This window comes from Listeria aquatica (assembly GCF_014223975.1).
In the GTDB taxonomy this organism is placed as follows: Bacteria; Bacillota; Bacilli; order Lactobacillales; family Listeriaceae; genus Listeria; species Listeria aquatica.
The window spans coordinates 1,125,670-1,143,933 of the sequence record NZ_JAARRM010000001.1; the positions used below are offsets into that span (position 1 = coordinate 1,125,670).

The following is an 18,264-nucleotide window of genomic DNA, read 5'->3' on the forward strand; positions in this document are numbered from 1 at the left end:
TCTATTCATCAAACAACTAAGACTTTTTGGACGGGAATATCATGATCTTCTACAACAAGTTCTTCATTAACTTGCTCGTAGAAAGCTAAGGAAATGGTATCCCCAAGAAAATCTGTCAAATACCGATCATAAAAGCCCCCACCAAAGCCAATTCGGTACCCTGCAGAATTAAAAACTACTCCAGGAACAATCAGCAAAGACAACTGATTTTTTGGAACTAGTTTGGCCTCTTCGCTTGGCTCAAAAAGATCAAATTTTTTCTTAATCAACTGATCTCCTCTTTTATACTCACGAAATTGCATTTTATGACCAGGATAAATCGTCTCAGGTATCGCCACTGTTTTACCACTTTGCCAAGCTTTCCGTATAATGGCTTCTGTTCCAATTTCAGGATAGCGGGCCAAAGTAACACCAACGAAATGAGCGCGCTTCCATTCTTCAGTTTCAAAAAGAAGCTCAGCTAGTTTGGACGACTTTTCGTCATGCTCAGCTTTATCAAGCGATGCGAGCAGTGCTAGTGTCTTTTTTCTAAGCTTGTTTTTCTCCATTTTTCTGAAACCTCCTTAAAAAGAAAAAGCAACAGGAGAGTCTGCTGCTTATTTCGTTTCGCGGTGCAAAGTCACACGACGTAATCTTGGACAATATTTTTTTAGTTCAATACGTTCAGGATTTTCACGTTTATTTTTAGTCGTAATGTAGTTGCGATCGCCACATTCGGTGCATTCTAAAGTAATATTCACGCGCATTGTTTTCCCTCCAAATCTTTGCGAAAGAGTATTTTATAACCTGTATAATGATACCATCTTTCCTATATTTCCGCAAGGTTCGACAGCTCTTTTCTTTTTATTTTCTTTACAAATCGTAATATTCATAGCCAAGAGATAAGATTTTATGTTATAAATGTAAGTATAGGAATAGGGAAAAGAGGTGTTACTCCATAATGACAGTCGTAATCATAATCCTTCTGATTGCTGCAATAGCACTGTTTGTTCTTTCTTTTATGCAAAAAGATGAAAGCAAACAAATTGAAACAGAATTAGAAGAAGTCGCTTCACAGTTGATGCATGAAAATTATGAGCTTAAAAAGCGGGTCTCTCTACTTGAAAAAGCTATGAACTTATCAAGAGAACCAGTCGAACAAGCTGATAGTGAAGCAGAGGCAGAAACAGAAGCTAAAAACGTAAGTCCAAAAATGAAATCTTTACTTAAAAAACAAGTAATTACCCTTTATACAAGCGGGATTTCTGTGGATGAAATTGTTGAACAAGTTACTCTTCCAAAAGAAGAGATTGAACAAACTATTGAAGAATATTTGGAACATTAAAATCCATTTTGAATAGAGAAAATAAGACAGAAAGGAGTATTCCCTTTTGAAAAATAATTTGCGTATGATTGCGCTTGGATTGCTTATTTCAGCAGCGGTTCTCTTCGTTTTTAATCAGTTCTTTTCTGTGGATTCCAATGCAGCTAAAGAAACTAAGAAAACAACGGCACCGAGTAAAAACAGCGAAGAAAACAGCGCAACTTGGAAATCAAAATACGAAAAATTGCTCGCTAAACAAGAGTTAGACAAAAACAATAAAGACGAAGCCAAGCGTCTTGATGAACAGAAAAAAGCTGAAGAAGAAAAGAAGAAAAACGAAGTTAAAAACTACAAACTCGTAATCGCAAAAGGTGATCCCTCTTCAAAAGCAAGTGAAGATCTTGAAAAGAATGGGATTGTCAAAAGCGCTTCCGATTTTGAAAAGTATTTAAAGCAAAATGATTATGAAAAATATATTCGTGATGGCTCTTATGATCTAAATAGTAAGATGAGTTACGAGGAAATTGCTAAAAAATTAGCTCATCAATAAAAAAAGATTGTCCCTCTTATGTTAGGGACAATCTTTTTTTAATTTTTGTGTTCTTCTTTGTGGTGTGTACGTGGTTTACGATTGCGGTCATCGCCACTAAAGTGTTTCTTGTGTTCTTTATCTTGTGATTTCTTTTCGTCTAACCCTGCAGGTTTCTCAAGCAAAGCTTTACGAGATAAATTGATCCGACCTTGGTTATCGATCTCGATCACTTTAACCGTTACTTCATCACCAAGTTTAAGCACATCTTCTACTTTTCCAACACGTTCATGTGCTAGTTCAGAGATATGAACTAAACCATCAGTTCCTTTAAACAATTCAACGAAAGCCCCAAATTTCTCAATTCGACGAACTTTCCCTGTGTAGATTTCGCCCACTTTTGCTTCGCGAACGATATCTTCAATAATTGCCATCGCTTTTTTGTTCATTTCTTCGTCTTGTGAAGCTACATAAACTGTTCCATCTTGTTCGATGTCGATCTTCACACCTGTTTCATCAATGATTTGATTAATTTGTTTTCCACCAGGTCCAATGACGTCTTTAATTTTATCTTCTTTGATCGTCATTGAAACGATCTTAGGTGCATACTTAGATAAATGATCACGTGGTGCACTAATTGTGGATAGTAAATGATCTAGAATGTGCAAACGACCTGCTTTTGCTTGTGTAAGAGCTTCTTCAAGAATTTGGCGGCTCAGTCCGTCAATTTTAATATCCATTTGGAGAGCCGTAATGCCTTCGCTTGTTCCAGCCACTTTAAAGTCCATATCTCCAAAGTGATCTTCCATCCCTTGGATGTCAGACAAAATCGTGTAATCATCGCCCAATTTGACAAGTCCCATCGCAATACCCGCTACAGGAGCTTTAATTGGAACACCTGCATCCATTAAGGCAAGTGTTGATCCGCAGATACTTGCTTGTGAACTAGAACCATTGGATTCTAATACCTCAGAAACAAGGCGAATTGTATAAGGGAATTCTTCTTCGCTTGGAATAATATATTGTAAAGCACGCTCACCAAGCGCCCCGTGTCCGATTTCACGGCGTCCAGGTCCACGGCGAGGGCCAGTTTCTCCAACACTAAATTGTGGGAAATTGTAGTGGTGCATAAAGCGTTTATACTCTTCTGCGCCAAGGCCATCAATAATTTGATGTTCACGTAGTGGTGCAAGCGTACAAATACTTAACGCCTGAGTTTGCCCACGAGTGAATAGACCCGACCCATGAACGCGTGGTAGCAAGCCCACTTCAGATGACAATGGACGAATTTCGTCTACTTTACGTCCATCTGGGCGGATTTTTTCTTGTGAGATTAAACGACGCATTTCATCTTTTTCAATCATTTCAAGAATATGCGCAACTTCAGCAAGAACATCTTCTTCGTCTTCGAGTTCTTTTTCTTTGTAGCTTTCAAGAATTTCTTCTTTTACAGCTTCAATTGCTGCTTCACGCGCTTTTTTCTCTTCAGTTTGAATCGCTTGTTTCATTTTTGCTTCGCTGACCGCTTTCACTTCGCTTTCAAGTTCAGGATTAGTCACAAAAAGTTCAATTTCGCGTTTTTCTTTTCCTACTGCTTGGATAATTTCTTCTTGGAACTTGCAAAGACGTTTAATTTCTTCGTGACCAAACATAATCGCTTCAAGCATCGCTTCCTCAGAAACTTCCTTTGCGCCAGCTTCGACCATGTTAATTGCGTCATAAGTTCCAGCAACAGTTAGTGAAATATCACTTTGTTCCGCCTGTTCGATAGTTGGATTGATGATATATTCACCATTTATGCGTCCTACTTCAACCCCTGCAATCGGGCCATCAAACGGAATGTCCGAGATACAAAGAGAAATCGAAGAACCTAGCATTGCAGCCATTTCAGGCGAGCAATCTTGTTCAACACTAAAAACAGTAGATGTAATTTGTACTTCGTTTCGGAATCCTTCAGCAAAAAGCGGACGAATAGGGCGGTCAATTAAGCGAGCGGTTAGTGTAGCCCGGTCGCTTGGACGTCCTTCACGCTTTAAAAATCCCCCTGGAACTTTCCCAACGGAATACATTTTTTCTTCATAGTTAACTGTTAACGGAAAAAAGTCACCTGGGCGTGGCTTTTTCGATCCTACACTAGCTGTTAAAACCGCGGTATCACCAAAGCGAACTAGCGCGGCTCCACTCGCTTGTTTGGCAAGTTGTCCAACCTCAACGGCAAGCGTCTTACCAGCAAGTTCTGTTGTAAAGACTTGTTTTTCAGACATATTTTCACTTCTCCTTTTCTTCGGAGCGCAGAACTTTACCATGCATCAATTCTTTCATGCACACCTTGTTTTAAAAGGCACGCATGAATCCAAAAACCTGATAAAAAACCTTTTACCACGTTTTTGGATTCATGCGATAAAGATTCAAGCGCTCTCCTTTAATCTTTAAAAAAAGCGGGAACCCAGAAGAATCCCGCTTTTTCGGTCTCGTTTTTAACGACGTAAACCTAAACGTTTGATAAGTTCGCGGTAACGTTGCACATCTTTTTTACGAAGATAAGTAAGCAGGTTACGACGGTGACCAACCATTTTCATCAAACCTCTATAAGAATGGTGGTCTTTCTTGTGTACACGAACGTGATCATTCAAATTATTGATTTCTGCAGTAAGTACAGCAATTTGCACTTCTGGAGAACCTGTATCTGTGTCATGGACACGATATTCAGCAATAATCTTGTTTTTTGCTTCTTGAGTTAATGCCATTAACTCCACCTCCTTTAATTCTAAATCCCCTATTACTGAGCAAAACGTTGGTGACTCGTCACTGCCAAGTAAAGGTTCTTGTCGTACAGAGTTAAAGATACACTATTCTACCAAGAAAAGCAAGTAAAAATTTGCTTCTCGCGGCCGTTTCTGCAGGCTAAATTTATTGCGCAAAATAAGCGCGCGTATCAGCTTCGTCTTGCTTGAGTTGTTCCACAAGGCCCTCTACGCCGTTAAATTTCATTTCTGATCGGAAGAAATGATACCATTCAATTTCAGCTTGTTCCCCGTAAATTTCACGATCAAAATCTAAAATGAATACTTCAATCGACCGCTCCTGATCCGTTTTGAATGTCACATTGTAACCGATACTTGCCATCCCAGCATAGCTTTTCCCACCAATAATAAAGCGAACGGCATAAATTCCAAGTTTTGGGATCAAGTAGTCCTCATCAATTTGCATATTAGCAGTTGGAAAGCCAAGCGTCCGTCCCCGTTTATCCCCATGAATAACAGTTCCTTTCACTTTATAAGGGTACCCTAAAAGTTCATTCGCCGTATCAAGATCTCCCTCTTCAATAGCACCGCGAATTTTCGTCGAGCTAATCTTCTCATCAAAAGCTTCCTGCTTATTCACAATTGTGACATCAAATCGTCCCTTCGCATAAGAAGCCATCTCTTCCATTTTGCCCGCGCCTTTTTTCCCGTAAGAGTAATCAAAGCCAGCGACTATATGATGCGCATTAAGTTGAATTAAATAGTCTTCAACGAAACGCTCTGGAGACAGTTCAGCAAAAGCCGCCGTAAAACGGACAACGTACACAATATCAATCCCAAGCTGTTCAATTTTTTCCAATTTTTCATCCAGTGGGGTTAAGTAATGTACAGCTTTCCTCGCCTTGCTCAGTACGACAGACGGGTGCGGATCAAAGGTAAGCACAGCGCTCTTTTCCCCATTTTCATCCGCAATTTGCTTGGCCATTTTTATAACGGCTTGATGTCCTAAATGGACACCATCAAAAAAACCAAGCGCAATCGTTTTCGGATCTTGGTTTTCTATAGTGAACTCTGGATGATGCAAAAAACAAGTTTCCATGACAAATTCTCCTCTGCTTTAAAATTCTATTCTAAAAAGAGACTTACGCAAGCTCAATTACTTTTTCTGGTTTCCAAATGCCTGGTTTCGTTGCATGCTTTTGATAAAGCGCGACGAGTTTCCCATTAAATAGCAAAGCAACAGGCGAAGCGCTCACTACTTCTCCAGAAAAAAGTTCATCTTCCTTTATCAAAGCACCGTTTAAAACGCGCTTATGTAGATCTTCTGTGAGCTCTATCTTTGGAAAACTTTGGATTCCAAGTTCAAGCGGTTTTAAAAAGCTCAAATCTTGCACAAGCATTTTTTCTTCGATTTCTAAAAGAGTGAGGCAGTCCTCTTCCTTAAAAAAGCCGCTTTTAGAACGCCGCAAGGCAGACATGTGAGCCGGATATCCCAATTTTTCGCCAATCATGACAGCAAGCGTTCGGATATAGGTACCCTTGCCGCAACGGATTCTTAGCTGGAAACTTGGATGAGCTTGCGTAATTTCATGCGCATCTAGGCGCTTCAGCTCATCAATTTGAACTTGGCGCTTCGGTCGCTCAACACTTTCTCCAGAACGGGCATACTCATAAAGCTTTTTCCCAGCCACTTTAACTGCTGAATACATTGGAGGAATTTGAGTGATTTTGCCCGTTAATTCATGAAGAACCTTCTCAATTTCTTGCACAGAGATTGGGTTACAAATCACTTTTTCAGAAACGGTTTCTCCTGTCTGATCCTCTGTTGTTGTACTCCTCCCAAGCGTGATTTCCGCGTGGTATTCTTTACCTTCATCTGTCAAATATTCCGCAAGTTTTGTTGCTCGCCCCACACAAATCGGTAAAACGCCAGCCACTTCTGGATCGAGTGTTCCTGTATGTCCGACTTTTTTGGTTTTTAAAATCTTCCGAAGCTTAAAAACACAATCATGGCTCGTTAAACCGCGCTCTTTATATAGTGCAATGATGCCGTCCATGTATCCTGCTCCACTCCTTTTCACTTAAAAAAAGCCGAAACGAAAACGGAATAATCGTTTTGTCTCGGCTTTTCAGTTTTAGCTGTCTTTATTCAAGTTCCGAAGCAACTCGTCAATCTTATTGCCATATTCAAGCGAGCTGTCCATTTCAAACAAAAGTTCAGGAACTTTACGCAAACTCATGCGATTGCCAATTTCAGAACGGATAAAACCATGTGCTTTTTCTAGTGCTAACATAGAATCTTCCCGTTCTTTTTCATTTCCGAGAATTGAAATAAAAATGGTTGCTTGTTGCAAATCACCTGTAACATCAACATCTGTCACAGTAATAAAGCCTAGACGAGGATCTTTAATTTTTCGGTTTAAAATATCGCCAAGTTCTTTTTTCATTTGCTCAGCAACCCGATTTGCTCTTACACTCATTTTGTTCACCTCTATACCCAGTCTTTTTCCGTCTTGATTCTCTCCCATTCTGGGAAAGAATCAAGAAACGAAAGGACTTGATCTGTTTCTTTCTCACATCTAACACGTGTATCCGAAACCACAGCAAAACTAATTTCTGTTCGCTGCCACTTTTCCTTAAAAGCAGTTTCTGCAATGGAAACATTAAATTTTTGACGTGCACGCGTTAAAATACGCTTTAACACACTGCGTTTTTCTTTCAAGTTCATCGCATCATGAATGATACATTCAACTACGACTGCTTGAATGATCATTTGCGTTCGATTTCCTCCATGACAAAGGCTTCAATCACATCGTCTTCTTTAATATCATTAAAGTTTTCAATTGTGATTCCACATTCATAACCTTTAGCTACTTCTTTCGCATCATCTTTGAAACGTTTTAGCGAAGAAAGTTTTCCTTCAAACACAACAATACCATCACGAATCAAACGAATGCCGCTATCACGTGTGATTTTCCCATCTGTGACATAACAACCAGCGATGGTTCCAATTTTAGATACATTAAAGGTTTGACGAACTTGTGCCTGTCCGATAATTTTTTCTTCATATTCTGGATCAAGCATTCCTTTCATCGCTGCTTCGATTTCTTCAATAGCTTTATAAATAACCCGGTGTAAACGAATATCAACGCCTTCATTTTCAGCAGCTTCACGAGCTTGCGTTGTAGGACGGACATTAAAGCCAATGATAATTGCATTTGACGCAGCGGCAAGTGTAATATCTGATTCATTAATAGCACCAACTGCCGTATGAATGATATTGACATTTACACCTTCCACTTCAATTTTACGAAGCGAGGCAGCAAGGGCTTCAACAGAACCTTGTACGTCAGCTTTGATAATGACATTAACAGCCTTCATTTCGCCAGCTTTCATATGTTCAAACAAATTATCGAGGCTAACACGATTCGTTGCTGTTCGTTGTTCTTGCACGGCTTTTGTCGCACGTGATTCCCCAACTGAACGAGCCGTTTTTTCATCTTCAAAGACAACAAAACGGTCTCCTGCTTGAGGGACGTCATTTAGCCCCGTAATTTCAACTGGTGTGCTTGGTCCAACCTGTTTCACTCGACGACCAAGATCATTCACCATTGCCCGAACGCGGCCATATGTGTTTCCGACAACAATCGGATCCCCAACATGCAAAGTCCCATCTTGAACGAGAAGTGTCGCAACAGAACCGCGACCTTTATCAAGCTCAGCTTCTACTACCGTACCAAGAGCACGGCGATCAGGATTAGCTTTCAATTCTTCTACTTCTGAAACAAGTAGAATCATATCCAGTAAATTATCTAAGCCTTCACCAAACTTAGCAGAAATCGGTACAAAAATAGTATCCCCGCCCCAGTCTTCTGGAATGAGCTCATATTCCGTTAGCTCTTGCATAACTCGTTCTGGATTGGCTTGTGGTTTATCAATCTTATTCACAGCTACAATAATCGGCATCTTTGCTGCTTTCGCATGGTTAATCGCTTCAATCGTTTGTGGCATAACTCCATCATCAGCAGCAACCACTAGAATTGTAATATCTGTGATTTGCGCACCACGCGCACGCATTGCTGTAAAGGCTGCGTGACCTGGTGTATCAAGGAAGGTAATTTTCTTACCACGAACATCTAATTGATAAGCCCCGATGTGCTGAGTAATTCCGCCTGCTTCACCAAGTGTTACTTTCGTATTTCTTAGTGAATCAAGAAGAGTTGTTTTCCCGTGGTCAACGTGACCCATAATCGTTACAACTGGCGGACGTTCTTCAAGATGACTAGCGTCTTCTTCCGCTGCATTTTCAAAGTAAACGTCTAAATCAGTCACGTCAATTTTAATTTCTTCTTCTACTTCAACACCGTATTCTGCACAAATCAATTCGATTGCATCTTTATCTAGCTCTTGGTTAATGGTTGCAACAACCCCTAACAAGAACAGTTTTTTGATGATTTCCGAAGGTTCGCGGTACAGTTTTTTTGCTAGTTCTGCAACAGTAAGCGATTCTGTAAACGTGATTTTCTCTGGAAGTGGTTTTGGTTTTGGCGGAGTTGCCGGTTGTGTTTGGTGATTTTGTTTGCCTTTTTTCTTTCCTTTACCACCGCGATTTTGATTGAATCCACCGCCGTGAGTTCCACCTCTACCGCCACGATTTTGATTATTGTTCCCGCCGAAGCGATTCCCCTGATTTTGATTTCGTCCAGGAGTAGCATTTGTGTTTCGGTTATTTGAACTTGTTCCAGACTGGCTTTTGTTTCCGCCTGTGTTTTCTGGCTTATCAGTTCGTTTGGTTTGCCCACTTTGTCCAGCTTTTTGTGCGTTTTGGCGCGGTTTTGCATTATTTTGCGTAGCTGGTCGCTGCGGTTTATTTTCTTTTGGTTTTTGGTTATTATTTGAATTCAGTTTATTAGGCTCCTTGCTATTCGGTTTATTTTGGACTTTTTCATTTTTTTGAACAGCTGGTTTCTCTGGTTTGTTTGAAAAAGCTTGATCGAGTTGTCTTAAGGCATTATCATTAATCGTCGACATATGGTTTGAAACTTCTACACCTAAGCCGTGTAATTTTTCAATAACATCTTTACTCGAAACTTGTTGTTTTTTTGCATACTCATATACACGAATTTTACTCATGCCGTACACCTCCACTAGGTAATCAACCGAGTAGTTCCATTAGTTTCTTAGCAAATCCTTTATCAAGAATACCGATAACAGCACGCGTTTCTTTGCCAATTGCCCCTCCCAATTCCTCTCTTGTAAATCTTTTTTGCAAGGGGACACCGTAGTATTCACATTTATTTCGGACCTTTTTTTCCGTTCCGCTTGAAACATCATCTGCTAGTACAACAAGTGATGTCTTTCCGCTACGAACTGCTTTTAAAACTAATTCCTCTCCGGTTGTTATTTTCTTTGCACGATTTGCAAGACCGAGGAGTTGGAGAAATTTTTCATCCATGATTTTCGTCCTCAAGGGATTCTACATACGCAATTAATTCGTCATAAAATCCTTCTTGCTCTTTCATTTTTAATTGGTGGAATAACGTATTTTTTTCTTTCGTACGCTTTGCCACATCGACATCTTTTTTTATATAAAAACCACGCCCTGGTGCTTTTCCAGTTGGATCAATGGTAAGCTCCCCTTCTTTCGAATACGCAATCCGTAAAAGGTCTTGCTTAGGGAGTCTTTCACCAGTTACAATACACTTTCTAAGTGGAATTTTTTTGCTCCGCATGTCCGCTTTTCTCCTTTATTCTTCATCTTCCGAAACGTTATTTTCTTCAACGACCGTTTCTTCTGTTTCTTGAACAGGTGTTTCTTCGCGCGGATAGATGCCCATTTCACGAGCAACGCTTTCGCTCTTAATATCAATTTTCCAGCCCGTTAACTTCGCAGCAAGACGAGCATTTTGACCGCGTTTTCCGATTGCAAGAGAAAGTTGATAATCTGGAACTACAACTGTTGTTGCTTGCTCTTCTTCATTAACAATAACATCAAGTACTTTTGAAGGACTAAGCGCGTTCGCAACAAACGTAAATGGATCCTCTGACCATTCTACGATGTCGATTTTTTCACCTTTCAACTCATTCACAATCGCCTGAACACGTGCGCCTTTAGGTCCAACACAAGCCCCAACAGCATCCACTTCTGGATCAGCTGTATAAACCGAAATTTTAGAACGATCCCCTGCTTCACGTGCCACAGATTTGATTTCTACAATTCCTTCATAAATTTCAGGAACTTCCATTTCAAAAAGGCGTTTTAACAAACCAGGGTGCGTTCTTGAAACAAAAATTTGCGGGCCCTTAGTCGTTTTTTCCACTTTGGTCAAATACACTTTGATCCGGTCGTGTGGTCGATAAGTTTCATTTGGCATTTGTTCATTTTGCGAAAGAATCGCTTCAATTTTACCAAGGTTCACATAGATAAAACGTGAATCTTGTCTTTCTACAATCCCTGTCATGATATCATCTTCACGATCAATAAATTCATCGTAAATAATGCCGCGTTCTGCTTCACGTACACGCTGTGTTACGACTTGTTTAGCCGTTTGGGCAGCAATACGTCCAAAATCTTTCGGCGTAACTTCAAGCTCTACGACATCCCCTACTTTGTAAACAGGGTTTAATTCATGCGCTTCTTCAAGTGAAATTTCAAGCCGTGAATCAAAAACCTGATCCACAACATCTTTTCTTGCAAATACGCGAATCGATCCATTTTCAAGATTCAATTCCACACGTACATTTTGCGCTTGGTTAAAATTCCGTTTATAAGCAGAAACAAGGGCTGCTTCGATTGCTTCAACGATTACATCTCGAGAAATTCCTTTATCATGTTCTAAAACATGAAGAGCATCTAGTAATTCTGTGCTCATTACTCATTCACTCCTTATTTAATTTTTTAAAATTCGATGGCAAGGCGCGCTTTCGCAACCTTGTCTTTTGGAATCACACAAGTGATTTTACGCGTTTTATCTTTGATTTCAATGGTTAGTTCATTTCCATCATAAAACAAGAGCGTGCCTTCCCACACTTTACGATCCTCAATCGGTTCATAAGACGTAATATGCACATAACTTCCCACCGCGTTTTCGAAATCTGCTTCTTTTTTTAGAGGACGTTCAGCGCCGGGAGAAGAAACTTCTAGAAAATAGTTTTGACTGATTGGATCAGACTCATCTAATTTTTCACTTACTTTTTCACTGACAATTGCGCATTCATCAATATCAATTCCGCCATCTTTATCAATAAAAATACGTAAAAACCAATTTTTCCCTTCTTTTTCAAACGCTAAATCGACAAGTTCAAAGCCTAACTCATCAGTAATCGGCTTGACAAGCTCCTCTACTTGGTCCAAAACCTTACTCATTTCAGCCTCCTTAGAGATATGCTCTGCTACCGGTGCGAATGCTTTCTCAAAACAATCGCAAAACGAAAGAGTGGGCAAATGCCCACTCTTAGCTGAGTTATCGTTGTATTTCATTACATAGTATACCATAGCCTGCGTGATTTCGCAAACAAGCTCGCATGATAAGTAAGTTTCTTTTAAAAAAGCGACAATTGATTTTGATCAGGAAGACCTTCTAAACAACCTTGTTCATCCATATACTGAATAATCGTTTTTGAAACCTTCCCGCGTTGTTGGAGATCTTCTTTCGACAAGAACTCACCATCTTCACGAGCAGCTACAATCTGTTTGGCAACGTTCGTCCCAAGACTTGGAATCGCATTAAACGGTGGAATAAGTGTGTCACCTTCAATAACAAATTCATCAGCTTTAGATTTATATAGATCCACTTTTTGGAACTTATAGCCTCTTGCAAGCATTTCATTGGCAATTTCAAGCACAGTTAATAAGTTTTTTTCTTTCGTCGAAGCTTCAAGCCCTTTATCATTGATTTCCTTCATAACCGCTTTAACTGCTTCACGACCATTTACCATTGCCGTCAAATCAAAATCATCCGCACGAACGGAGAAATAAGTCGCATAGAAATAAAGAGGATGATGGACTTTAAAATAAGCAATTCGGACAGCCATAAGCACATAGGCCGCTGCATGGGCTTTCGGGAACATATACTTAATTTTTTTACAAGAATCAATATACCAGCTAGGTACATTGTTTGCGATCATCGCTTCTTCCATTTCCTCCGTCAAGCCTTTCCCTTTCCGCACCGATTCCATAATTCGGAAAGCAAGAGAACTTTCAAGTCCTTGGTAAATCAAGAAAACCATGATATCATCCCGACAACCGATCACATCAGGAAGCTCACAAATTTTATTTTTAATCAGTTCCTCCGCATTCCCAAGCCAAACATCTGTCCCGTGGGAAAGTCCAGAAATCTGAACAAGTTCAGAAAATGTAGTTGGTTTCGTTTGCTCAAGCATCTGGCGAACAAAACGAGTCCCAAACTCTGGAATCCCAAGTGTCCCCGTCTTCGAATCAATGTCCTCTGGCGTAACGCCTAAAGATTCCGTTGAACCAAATAGTTTCATCACTTCTGGATCATCTGTTGGGATCGTTTTCGGGTCGATTCCACTTAAATCTTGCAGCATCCGGATTGCAGTCGGATCATCGTGTCCGAGAATATCCAGTTTCAAAACATTATCATGAATTGAGTGGAAATCAAAATGCGTGGTTTTCCATTCCGAGTCTGTCGCATCGGCCGGATATTGCACAGGCGTAAAATCATACACATCCATATAATCAGGAATAACGATAATCCCACCTGGATGTTGTCCTGTTGTTCGTTTCACACCCGTACAACCAGCAACAAGCCGGTCTACTTCAGCACCGCGAATATTCATATTCATATCCCGTTCATAGCCCCGTACAAATCCGAAAGCCGTTTTTTCGGCAACCGTACCGATAGTTCCCGCACGATATACATAGTCTTCCCCGAAAATTTCTTTCGTATAGGCATGGGCAACGGGTTGATAATCCCCCGAGAAGTTTAAATCGATATCAGGAACTTTATCCCCCTTGAAACCTAGGAAAGTTTCAAACGGAATATCTTGTCCTTCTTTACGATAAGCCGTCCCGCATTCAGGACATGTTTTATCTGGAAGGTCAAACCCAGAACCAACTGAACCATCATGAAAGAACTCTGAGTGTTTACAATTAGGGCACAAATAGTGCGGCGGAAGTGGATTTACCTCAGTAATTTCCGTCATCGTTGCTACAAATGACGAACCAACTGACCCCCTAGAACCAACTAAATAACCATCGTTTAGCGATTTTTTAACCAGTTTATGCGAAATCAAGTAAATAACGGCGAATCCATGACCGATAATGCTTTTGAGTTCTTTTTCAAGCCGCGCCTCAACGATTTCCGGAAGCGTTTCACCATATAAATCGTGTGCCATCTTATAACTCATATTGCGAATCTCATCTTCGGCCCCTTCAATTTTCGGTGTATAAAGTTCATCTTTGATAGGCTTCAATTCATCCATCCAATCAGCTACTAAATTGGAATTTGTCACCACAATTTCGTGTGCTTTTTCCGCTCCAAGAAAACTAAATTCCTTAAGCATTTCTTCCGTAGAACGGAAATGGACATCCGGGAGTTCTTGGCGATTTAGCGGATTCGCGCCTCCCATGGAATGAATTAAGATCTTTCGATAGATTTTATCTTGGGGATCCTTATAATGAACATTTCCTGTTGCCACAACTGGTTTTCCAGTTTTTTCTCCCACTTTTACAATGTTTTTCAAAATTTCTTCCAAAGCTTTTTCATCGCGGATCATTTCGCGTTCAATCAGCGGAGCATACACCGGTTTAGGTTGTATCTCAATAAAATCATAAAAACCCGCTACTTTTTCCGCTTCAGCCATTCCTTTTTGCATCATCGCTTCAAAAAGTTCGCCTTGACTACAAGCCGTTCCAATAATAAGTCCCTCACGCAGTTTCTTAAGCTTCGAGCGCGGAATTCTTGGCACACGATAGAAATAATCAATATTTGACATTGAAACCAGTTTAAACAAGTTTTTCAAGCCTTCTGCCGTTTGCGCATAAATGGTGGCATGGAAAGGGCGCGCTCGCTTATAAGCATCCCCTTCTCCCATAAACTGATTAAACTCATCGTGATTAGTGATTTCGTGCATTTCCTTTGCATCTTTAATCAATTTCCATGCTAAATAAGCGGTTGCTTCTGCATCAAAAATCGCCCGGTGATGCTGTTCTAAGATGATATTGAATTTCTTCGTCAATGTATTCAAACGATGGTTTTTAAAATGCGGATAGAGAAAACGTGCTAATTCTAACGTATCAATAACCGCATTCGGCGCATCTTGTAACCCGATTTTACGATAAGCTGTGTTGATAAAGCCCATATCAAAAGAAGCGTTATGGGCAACAAGGATCGCGTCCCCGCACCACTCACGGAAATTCTTCAAGACGACATCAATGGGGTCAGAACCTTTCACCATGTCATCCGTGATTCCTGTCAAGTTGATGGTCGTAGCCGAAAGTGGATGTCCAGGATCAATAAAAGCTTCAAATTTATCGATAATCTCGCCATCTTTCATTTTAATCCCTGCAAGTTCGATAATCGTATCATAAACCGCAGAAAGTCCTGTTGTCTCTACGTCAAAAACAACATAAGTCGCATCTTTTAATTCAATGTGCTTGTCATTATAAGCAATCGGAACCCCATCATCAATCAGGTTTGCTTCTACCCCGTAAAGAATCTTAAGTCCAAATTTTTGCCCCGCTGCATACGCTTCAGGGAACGACTGAACCACCGAATGATCCGTAAGTGCAATCGCTTTGTGTCCCCAGTCCGCTGCTTGCTTAGCAAGATCCGTAATCGAGTTTGTCGCATCCATCTGACTCATATTCGAATGAAGATGAAGTTCAACACGTTTTTCTTCCGCTCCGTCAACTCGTTTTCTCGGCGCAATTTCATTGACATCTTGTGCCATCATGATTAAGTCACGGACAAAGGTATCATTTTGAACGCTCCCACGCACTTTCACCCACATGCCTTTTTTCAGGTTTTGGAACATGGCCGCATCCTCTTTATCGCGAGAAAACATCTTAATGATCATGGAGCTCGTGTAATCAGTGATTTTAAATTGCAGTAAACTCCGCCCACTTCTAAGCTCACGAATTTCAGTCGCAAACACATATCCTTGGACAGTAATCCGGCGTTCCTCATCATAAATATCGCCAAGATGTTTTACTTCATCGCCCTCTTTGATTTTATAGCCAAGCTGGAACGGTCCTGTAAGTTCAGCTGGCGCTTGCTGAGCACCACTTTCCGCTTCTCGTTGACGTTTTTGCATGACTTCAACAGCTGCTTTCGCCTTCTCGGCATCTTCCTCTTCCTTCGCCTTCTTAAAAGCCTCATAAGTTTCCGAGTTTTCTTGCGTTAAGACAGTCGTTCGAAAAGCTAGGCGCGGGAACCCGCAGTTGGCATAGTTTTCAAGGATTTCTGCAGCAAAACTTTGCTCAAATTTGGTCTTTTCCATTTCGTTATGCAAATTGAGCTCTAAAAAATGAGGTTCTTTAAACGTGGGCTTTTGTTCCATTAAAACTTGTCCGATTAGCGGAGAAGTTGCCAAAATAGGCGAAACAATTAAATTCCAATAGTCTTGGATAAGCCCTTCATCGAGCCTTGTTTCTTTGGCATGAATCGCAAGCTCCGTATTGGCAATCTCGCTAAATGCACGTTTCATACCTGTATCGAGTAATGTATAAAAATCTGCGGGAAAAATCTGAGGCGCTTCCAAATGAAACTGCCACGTTTTATTTCTTTTATCCGCAATCAACTTTTCAATTTTGGTATCCTTCGTAAAATCCTCAAACGTCTTGTCTTCCTTTAATCCGATTTGTTCTAAAAGAAGTTGGAATCGCTCCTTTTTTTCTTCTTCTGAAGCACTCAATGGGGTGTCACTCCTTTCAGCTAAAAAGCTGTAAAAAGTACCTTCCACAAAATGCAAAGGTACTTTTTAATCTATCTCTATTGTACATGAAAAATCATTTTTCGCCAAAAAGAATTGGCAAAGTATTTAGCAATTCTTCTTCGCGAACTTCGATCATTTCTCCTGTTTTGCGGATTTTCACTTCCACAATTCCTTCAGCGGCTTTTTTCCCAACCGTCACTCGGATTGGAAGGCCAATTAAATCTGCATCCGCAAATTTCACACCCGCACGTTCCGACCGGTCATCTAGTAACACGCTATATCCCGCTTCTTGAAGCGATGCATAAAGCGAATCACCGAAAGCACGCTGCGCGTCATCTTTCATATTAACAGGAATTAAGTGAATATCGAATGGCGCAATTCCTTTTTCAAACACAAGTCCCGCTTCATCGTTGCACTGTTCTGCAATCGCCGTAAATAAGCGCGAAACTCCAATCCCGTAGCAACCCATGATGAGTGGATTTGCTCGCCCGTTTTCATCTAGAAAAGTTGCGTTCATTGCATCTGAATATTTTGTTCCAAGTTTAAAGATATGCCCGACTTCGATACCTTCCGCAAATTTGATGACACCTTGACCATCAGGAGATAAGTCTCCTTCTTGAATCATCCGCAAGTCAAAATAACTTTGGACAGTAAAATCACGTTCAGGGTTTACATTGATAATGTGATACCCATCTTCATTAGCGCCGACCGCTGCATTCACGACATCTTGAACCGCATGATCCGCGTAAATGCGAATATCTTCAGGAGCATGGATTGGACCAAGCGACCCAAAACTAGCTCCGAATAACTTAACAGCCACTTCTGGATCAGCCAATTCAACCGATTTCGCTTCTAAGGCATTTTTAATTTTAATGTCATTGACTTCATGGTCTCCTCGAACGAGTACCATAATAATATCGCCATCCACATCGAACAACATTGACTTGACGGTTTTTTCAACTGGAATGTCTAAATTTGTGACAAGGTCTTCAATTGTCCGGAGGCCAGGTGTGGCAATTTTTTCTAGCTCCGCTTCTTGTTCCAGCGATTTTTTGCCATTATAAAGAACAGGCGCCATTTCCGTATTCGCTGCATAATCAGATGAATCACTATAAGCAATCGTGTCCTCTCCGATTTTAGACAGTACCATAAACTCGCGAGATTCTTTTCCACCAATAGCACCCGAATCAGCAATCACCGCACGATAATTTAATCCACAGCGCGTAAAAATATTGCAGTATGCTTGATACATTTTTTGATATGTTTCATCCAAACTTTCTTCGCTCGCATGAAAAGAATAGGCATCATTCATGATAAACTCCCGGCCTCTTAGAAGGCCAAAGCGTGGGCGTTTTTCATCCCGGAACTTGGTTTGGATTTGATAAAGTGTAATGGGAAGACGTTTATATGATTTTAATTCGTCCCGAACAAGATCTGTAATCACTTCTTCATGCGTTGGCCCAAGTGCAAAATCACGGCTGTTACGATCTTTGAGACGCATAAGTTCTGGCCCGTAATCATTCCATCTCCCCGATTCTTGCCACAGTTCAGCAGGTTGAAGTGCTGGAAGAAGTAGTTCAGAAGCCCCCGCACGGTTAAGTTCCTCGCGAATGATTTGTTCAATTTTTTGTAAAGTAAGGCTTGCAAGTGGCAAGTAACTATAAATTCCGCTTGCAGTTTGTCGGATAAATCCTGCTCGAAGAAGCAATTGATGACTTCTTACTTCGGCATCAGCAGGCGTTTCTTTTAATGTTGGAATAAAGGTCATTGTCTGACGCATAAAACAC

17 protein-coding genes are annotated in these 18,264 nt (G+C 40.6%); 2 read left to right on the forward strand and 15 right to left on the reverse strand.

Annotated elements, in window-relative coordinates:
• Nucleotides 1-8: 8 nt before the first annotated feature.
• Together HB912_RS05520 and rpmG are read right to left on the reverse strand one after the other, a co-directional pair.
• A complete protein-coding gene (locus tag HB912_RS05520) occupies nucleotides 9-548 on the reverse strand; it encodes a 5-formyltetrahydrofolate cyclo-ligase (RefSeq protein ID WP_185372724.1) in 540 nt (179 codons plus the stop codon).
• A gap of 48 nt (nucleotides 549-596) precedes the next feature.
• Nucleotides 597-746 carry a 50S ribosomal protein L33 gene (gene rpmG / locus HB912_RS05525; protein ID WP_003719608.1) on the reverse strand — a complete coding sequence of 50 codons (150 nt, stop codon included), beginning with the start codon at nucleotides 744-746 and terminating at the stop codon, nucleotides 597-599.
• Nucleotides 747-940: 194 nt separating this feature from the next.
• Between rpmG and HB912_RS05530 the strand changes: the two genes are divergently transcribed.
• Both HB912_RS05530 and HB912_RS05535 read left to right on the forward strand, forming a co-directional pair.
• On the forward strand, nucleotides 941-1,324 hold the full coding sequence (locus tag HB912_RS05530; RefSeq protein ID WP_185372726.1) for a hypothetical protein: 384 nt from the start codon (nucleotides 941-943) through the stop codon (nucleotides 1,322-1,324).
• Between the two features lie 46 nt (nucleotides 1,325-1,370).
• Nucleotides 1,371-1,853 (forward strand): endolytic transglycosylase MltG, encoded by a 483-nt coding sequence (locus tag HB912_RS05535; protein ID WP_185372728.1) that lies wholly within the window; start codon nucleotides 1,371-1,373, stop codon nucleotides 1,851-1,853.
• A 38-nt stretch (nucleotides 1,854-1,891) separates the two neighbouring features.
• Here the strand turns inward: HB912_RS05535 and pnp are convergent, their stop codons facing one another.
• From pnp to HB912_RS05600, 13 genes are all read right to left on the reverse strand, one after another.
• Nucleotides 1,892-4,096, reverse strand: a complete 2,205-nt coding sequence (gene pnp, locus HB912_RS05540) for a polyribonucleotide nucleotidyltransferase (RefSeq protein WP_185372729.1) — start codon at nucleotides 4,094-4,096, stop codon at nucleotides 1,892-1,894.
• Nucleotides 4,097-4,309: 213 nt separating this feature from the next.
• Nucleotides 4,310-4,579 (reverse strand): 30S ribosomal protein S15, encoded by a 270-nt coding sequence (gene rpsO, locus HB912_RS05545; protein ID WP_036072602.1) that lies wholly within the window; start codon nucleotides 4,577-4,579, stop codon nucleotides 4,310-4,312.
• 163 nt (nucleotides 4,580-4,742) lie between these two features.
• Nucleotides 4,743-5,675 carry a bifunctional riboflavin kinase/FAD synthetase gene (locus HB912_RS05550; protein ID WP_185372731.1) on the reverse strand — a complete coding sequence of 311 codons (933 nt, stop codon included), beginning with the start codon at nucleotides 5,673-5,675 and terminating at the stop codon, nucleotides 4,743-4,745.
• A gap of 43 nt (nucleotides 5,676-5,718) precedes the next feature.
• The gene (gene truB / locus HB912_RS05555) at nucleotides 5,719-6,633 is read right to left on the reverse strand and encodes a tRNA pseudouridine(55) synthase TruB (protein WP_185372733.1); all 915 of its coding nucleotides are present in this window, start codon (nucleotides 6,631-6,633) and stop codon (nucleotides 5,719-5,721) included.
• Nucleotides 6,634-6,711: 78 nt separating this feature from the next.
• The gene (rbfA, locus tag HB912_RS05560) at nucleotides 6,712-7,056 is read right to left on the reverse strand and encodes a 30S ribosome-binding factor RbfA (RefSeq protein WP_036072608.1); all 345 of its coding nucleotides are present in this window, start codon (nucleotides 7,054-7,056) and stop codon (nucleotides 6,712-6,714) included.
• Between the two features lie 11 nt (nucleotides 7,057-7,067).
• Complete coding sequence (locus HB912_RS05565) at nucleotides 7,068-7,349, reverse strand: DUF503 domain-containing protein (RefSeq protein ID WP_036072610.1); 282 nt, start codon at nucleotides 7,347-7,349, stop codon at nucleotides 7,068-7,070.
• Nucleotides 7,346-9,709 (reverse strand): translation initiation factor IF-2, encoded by a 2,364-nt coding sequence (gene infB, locus HB912_RS05570; protein WP_185372734.1) that lies wholly within the window; start codon nucleotides 9,707-9,709, stop codon nucleotides 7,346-7,348. The genes HB912_RS05565 and infB overlap by 4 nt, the downstream gene beginning before the upstream one ends.
• Nucleotides 9,710-9,731: 22 nt before the next feature.
• The gene (locus HB912_RS05575; protein WP_185372736.1) at nucleotides 9,732-10,031 is read right to left on the reverse strand and encodes a YlxQ family RNA-binding protein; all 300 of its coding nucleotides are present in this window, start codon (nucleotides 10,029-10,031) and stop codon (nucleotides 9,732-9,734) included.
• The gene (gene rnpM, locus HB912_RS05580) at nucleotides 10,024-10,308 is read right to left on the reverse strand and encodes an RNase P modulator RnpM (RefSeq protein ID WP_185372738.1); all 285 of its coding nucleotides are present in this window, start codon (nucleotides 10,306-10,308) and stop codon (nucleotides 10,024-10,026) included. Before rnpM ends, HB912_RS05575 begins: the two co-directional genes overlap by 8 nt.
• Before the next feature lie 15 nt (nucleotides 10,309-10,323).
• Entirely contained in the window at nucleotides 10,324-11,448 is a 1,125-nt protein-coding gene (nusA, locus tag HB912_RS05585) for a transcription termination factor NusA (protein WP_036072612.1), read from the reverse strand.
• Between the two features lie 26 nt (nucleotides 11,449-11,474).
• Nucleotides 11,475-11,942 carry a ribosome maturation factor RimP gene (gene rimP, locus HB912_RS05590; protein ID WP_036072614.1) on the reverse strand — a complete coding sequence of 156 codons (468 nt, stop codon included), beginning with the start codon at nucleotides 11,940-11,942 and terminating at the stop codon, nucleotides 11,475-11,477.
• Nucleotides 11,943-12,118: 176 nt separating this feature from the next.
• Nucleotides 12,119-16,456, reverse strand: coding sequence for a PolC-type DNA polymerase III (locus tag HB912_RS05595; RefSeq protein WP_185372740.1), 4,338 nt, complete (start codon nucleotides 16,454-16,456; stop codon nucleotides 12,119-12,121).
• A 94-nt stretch (nucleotides 16,457-16,550) separates the two neighbouring features.
• Entirely contained in the window at nucleotides 16,551-18,257 is a 1,707-nt protein-coding gene (locus HB912_RS05600; protein WP_185372742.1) for a proline--tRNA ligase, read from the reverse strand.
• Nucleotides 18,258-18,264: the final 7 nt, after the last annotated feature.

What these genes read in the sequence shown, in the direction of transcription:
- rimP (WP_036072614.1), bottom strand. Translation starts at nt 11,942, where the DNA reads ATGAGTAAGGTTTTGGACCAAGTAGAGGAGCTTGTCAAGCCGATTACT.
- HB912_RS05575 (WP_185372736.1), bottom strand. Translation starts at nt 10,031, where the DNA reads ATGGATGAAAAATTTCTCCAACTCCTCGGTCTTGCAAATCGTGCAAAG.
- HB912_RS05565 (WP_036072610.1), bottom strand. Translation starts at nt 7,349, where the DNA reads ATGATCATTCAAGCAGTCGTAGTTGAATGTATCATTCATGATGCGATG.
- pnp (WP_185372729.1), bottom strand. Translation starts at nt 4,096, where the DNA reads ATGTCTGAAAAACAAGTCTTTACAACAGAACTTGCTGGTAAGACGCTT.
- HB912_RS05550 (WP_185372731.1), bottom strand. Translation starts at nt 5,675, where the DNA reads ATGGAAACTTGTTTTTTGCATCATCCAGAGTTCACTATAGAAAACCAA.
- rnpM (WP_185372738.1), bottom strand. Translation starts at nt 10,308, where the DNA reads ATGCGGAGCAAAAAAATTCCACTTAGAAAGTGTATTGTAACTGGTGAA.
- rpmG (WP_003719608.1), bottom strand. Translation starts at nt 746, where the DNA reads ATGCGCGTGAATATTACTTTAGAATGCACCGAATGTGGCGATCGCAAC.
- HB912_RS05520 (WP_185372724.1), bottom strand. Translation starts at nt 548, where the DNA reads ATGGAGAAAAACAAGCTTAGAAAAAAGACACTAGCACTGCTCGCATCG.
- truB (WP_185372733.1), bottom strand. Translation starts at nt 6,633, where the DNA reads ATGGACGGCATCATTGCACTATATAAAGAGCGCGGTTTAACGAGCCAT.
- nusA (WP_036072612.1), bottom strand. Translation starts at nt 11,448, where the DNA reads ATGAGCACAGAATTACTAGATGCTCTTCATGTTTTAGAACATGATAAA.
- HB912_RS05600 (WP_185372742.1), bottom strand. Translation starts at nt 18,257, where the DNA reads ATGCGTCAGACAATGACCTTTATTCCAACATTAAAAGAAACGCCTGCT.
- infB (WP_185372734.1), bottom strand. Translation starts at nt 9,709, where the DNA reads ATGAGTAAAATTCGTGTATATGAGTATGCAAAAAAACAACAAGTTTCG.
- rbfA (WP_036072608.1), bottom strand. Translation starts at nt 7,056, where the DNA reads ATGAGTGTAAGAGCAAATCGGGTTGCTGAGCAAATGAAAAAAGAACTT.
- HB912_RS05530 (WP_185372726.1), top strand. Translation starts at nt 941, where the DNA reads ATGACAGTCGTAATCATAATCCTTCTGATTGCTGCAATAGCACTGTTT.
- rpsO (WP_036072602.1), bottom strand. Translation starts at nt 4,579, where the DNA reads ATGGCATTAACTCAAGAAGCAAAAAACAAGATTATTGCTGAATATCGT.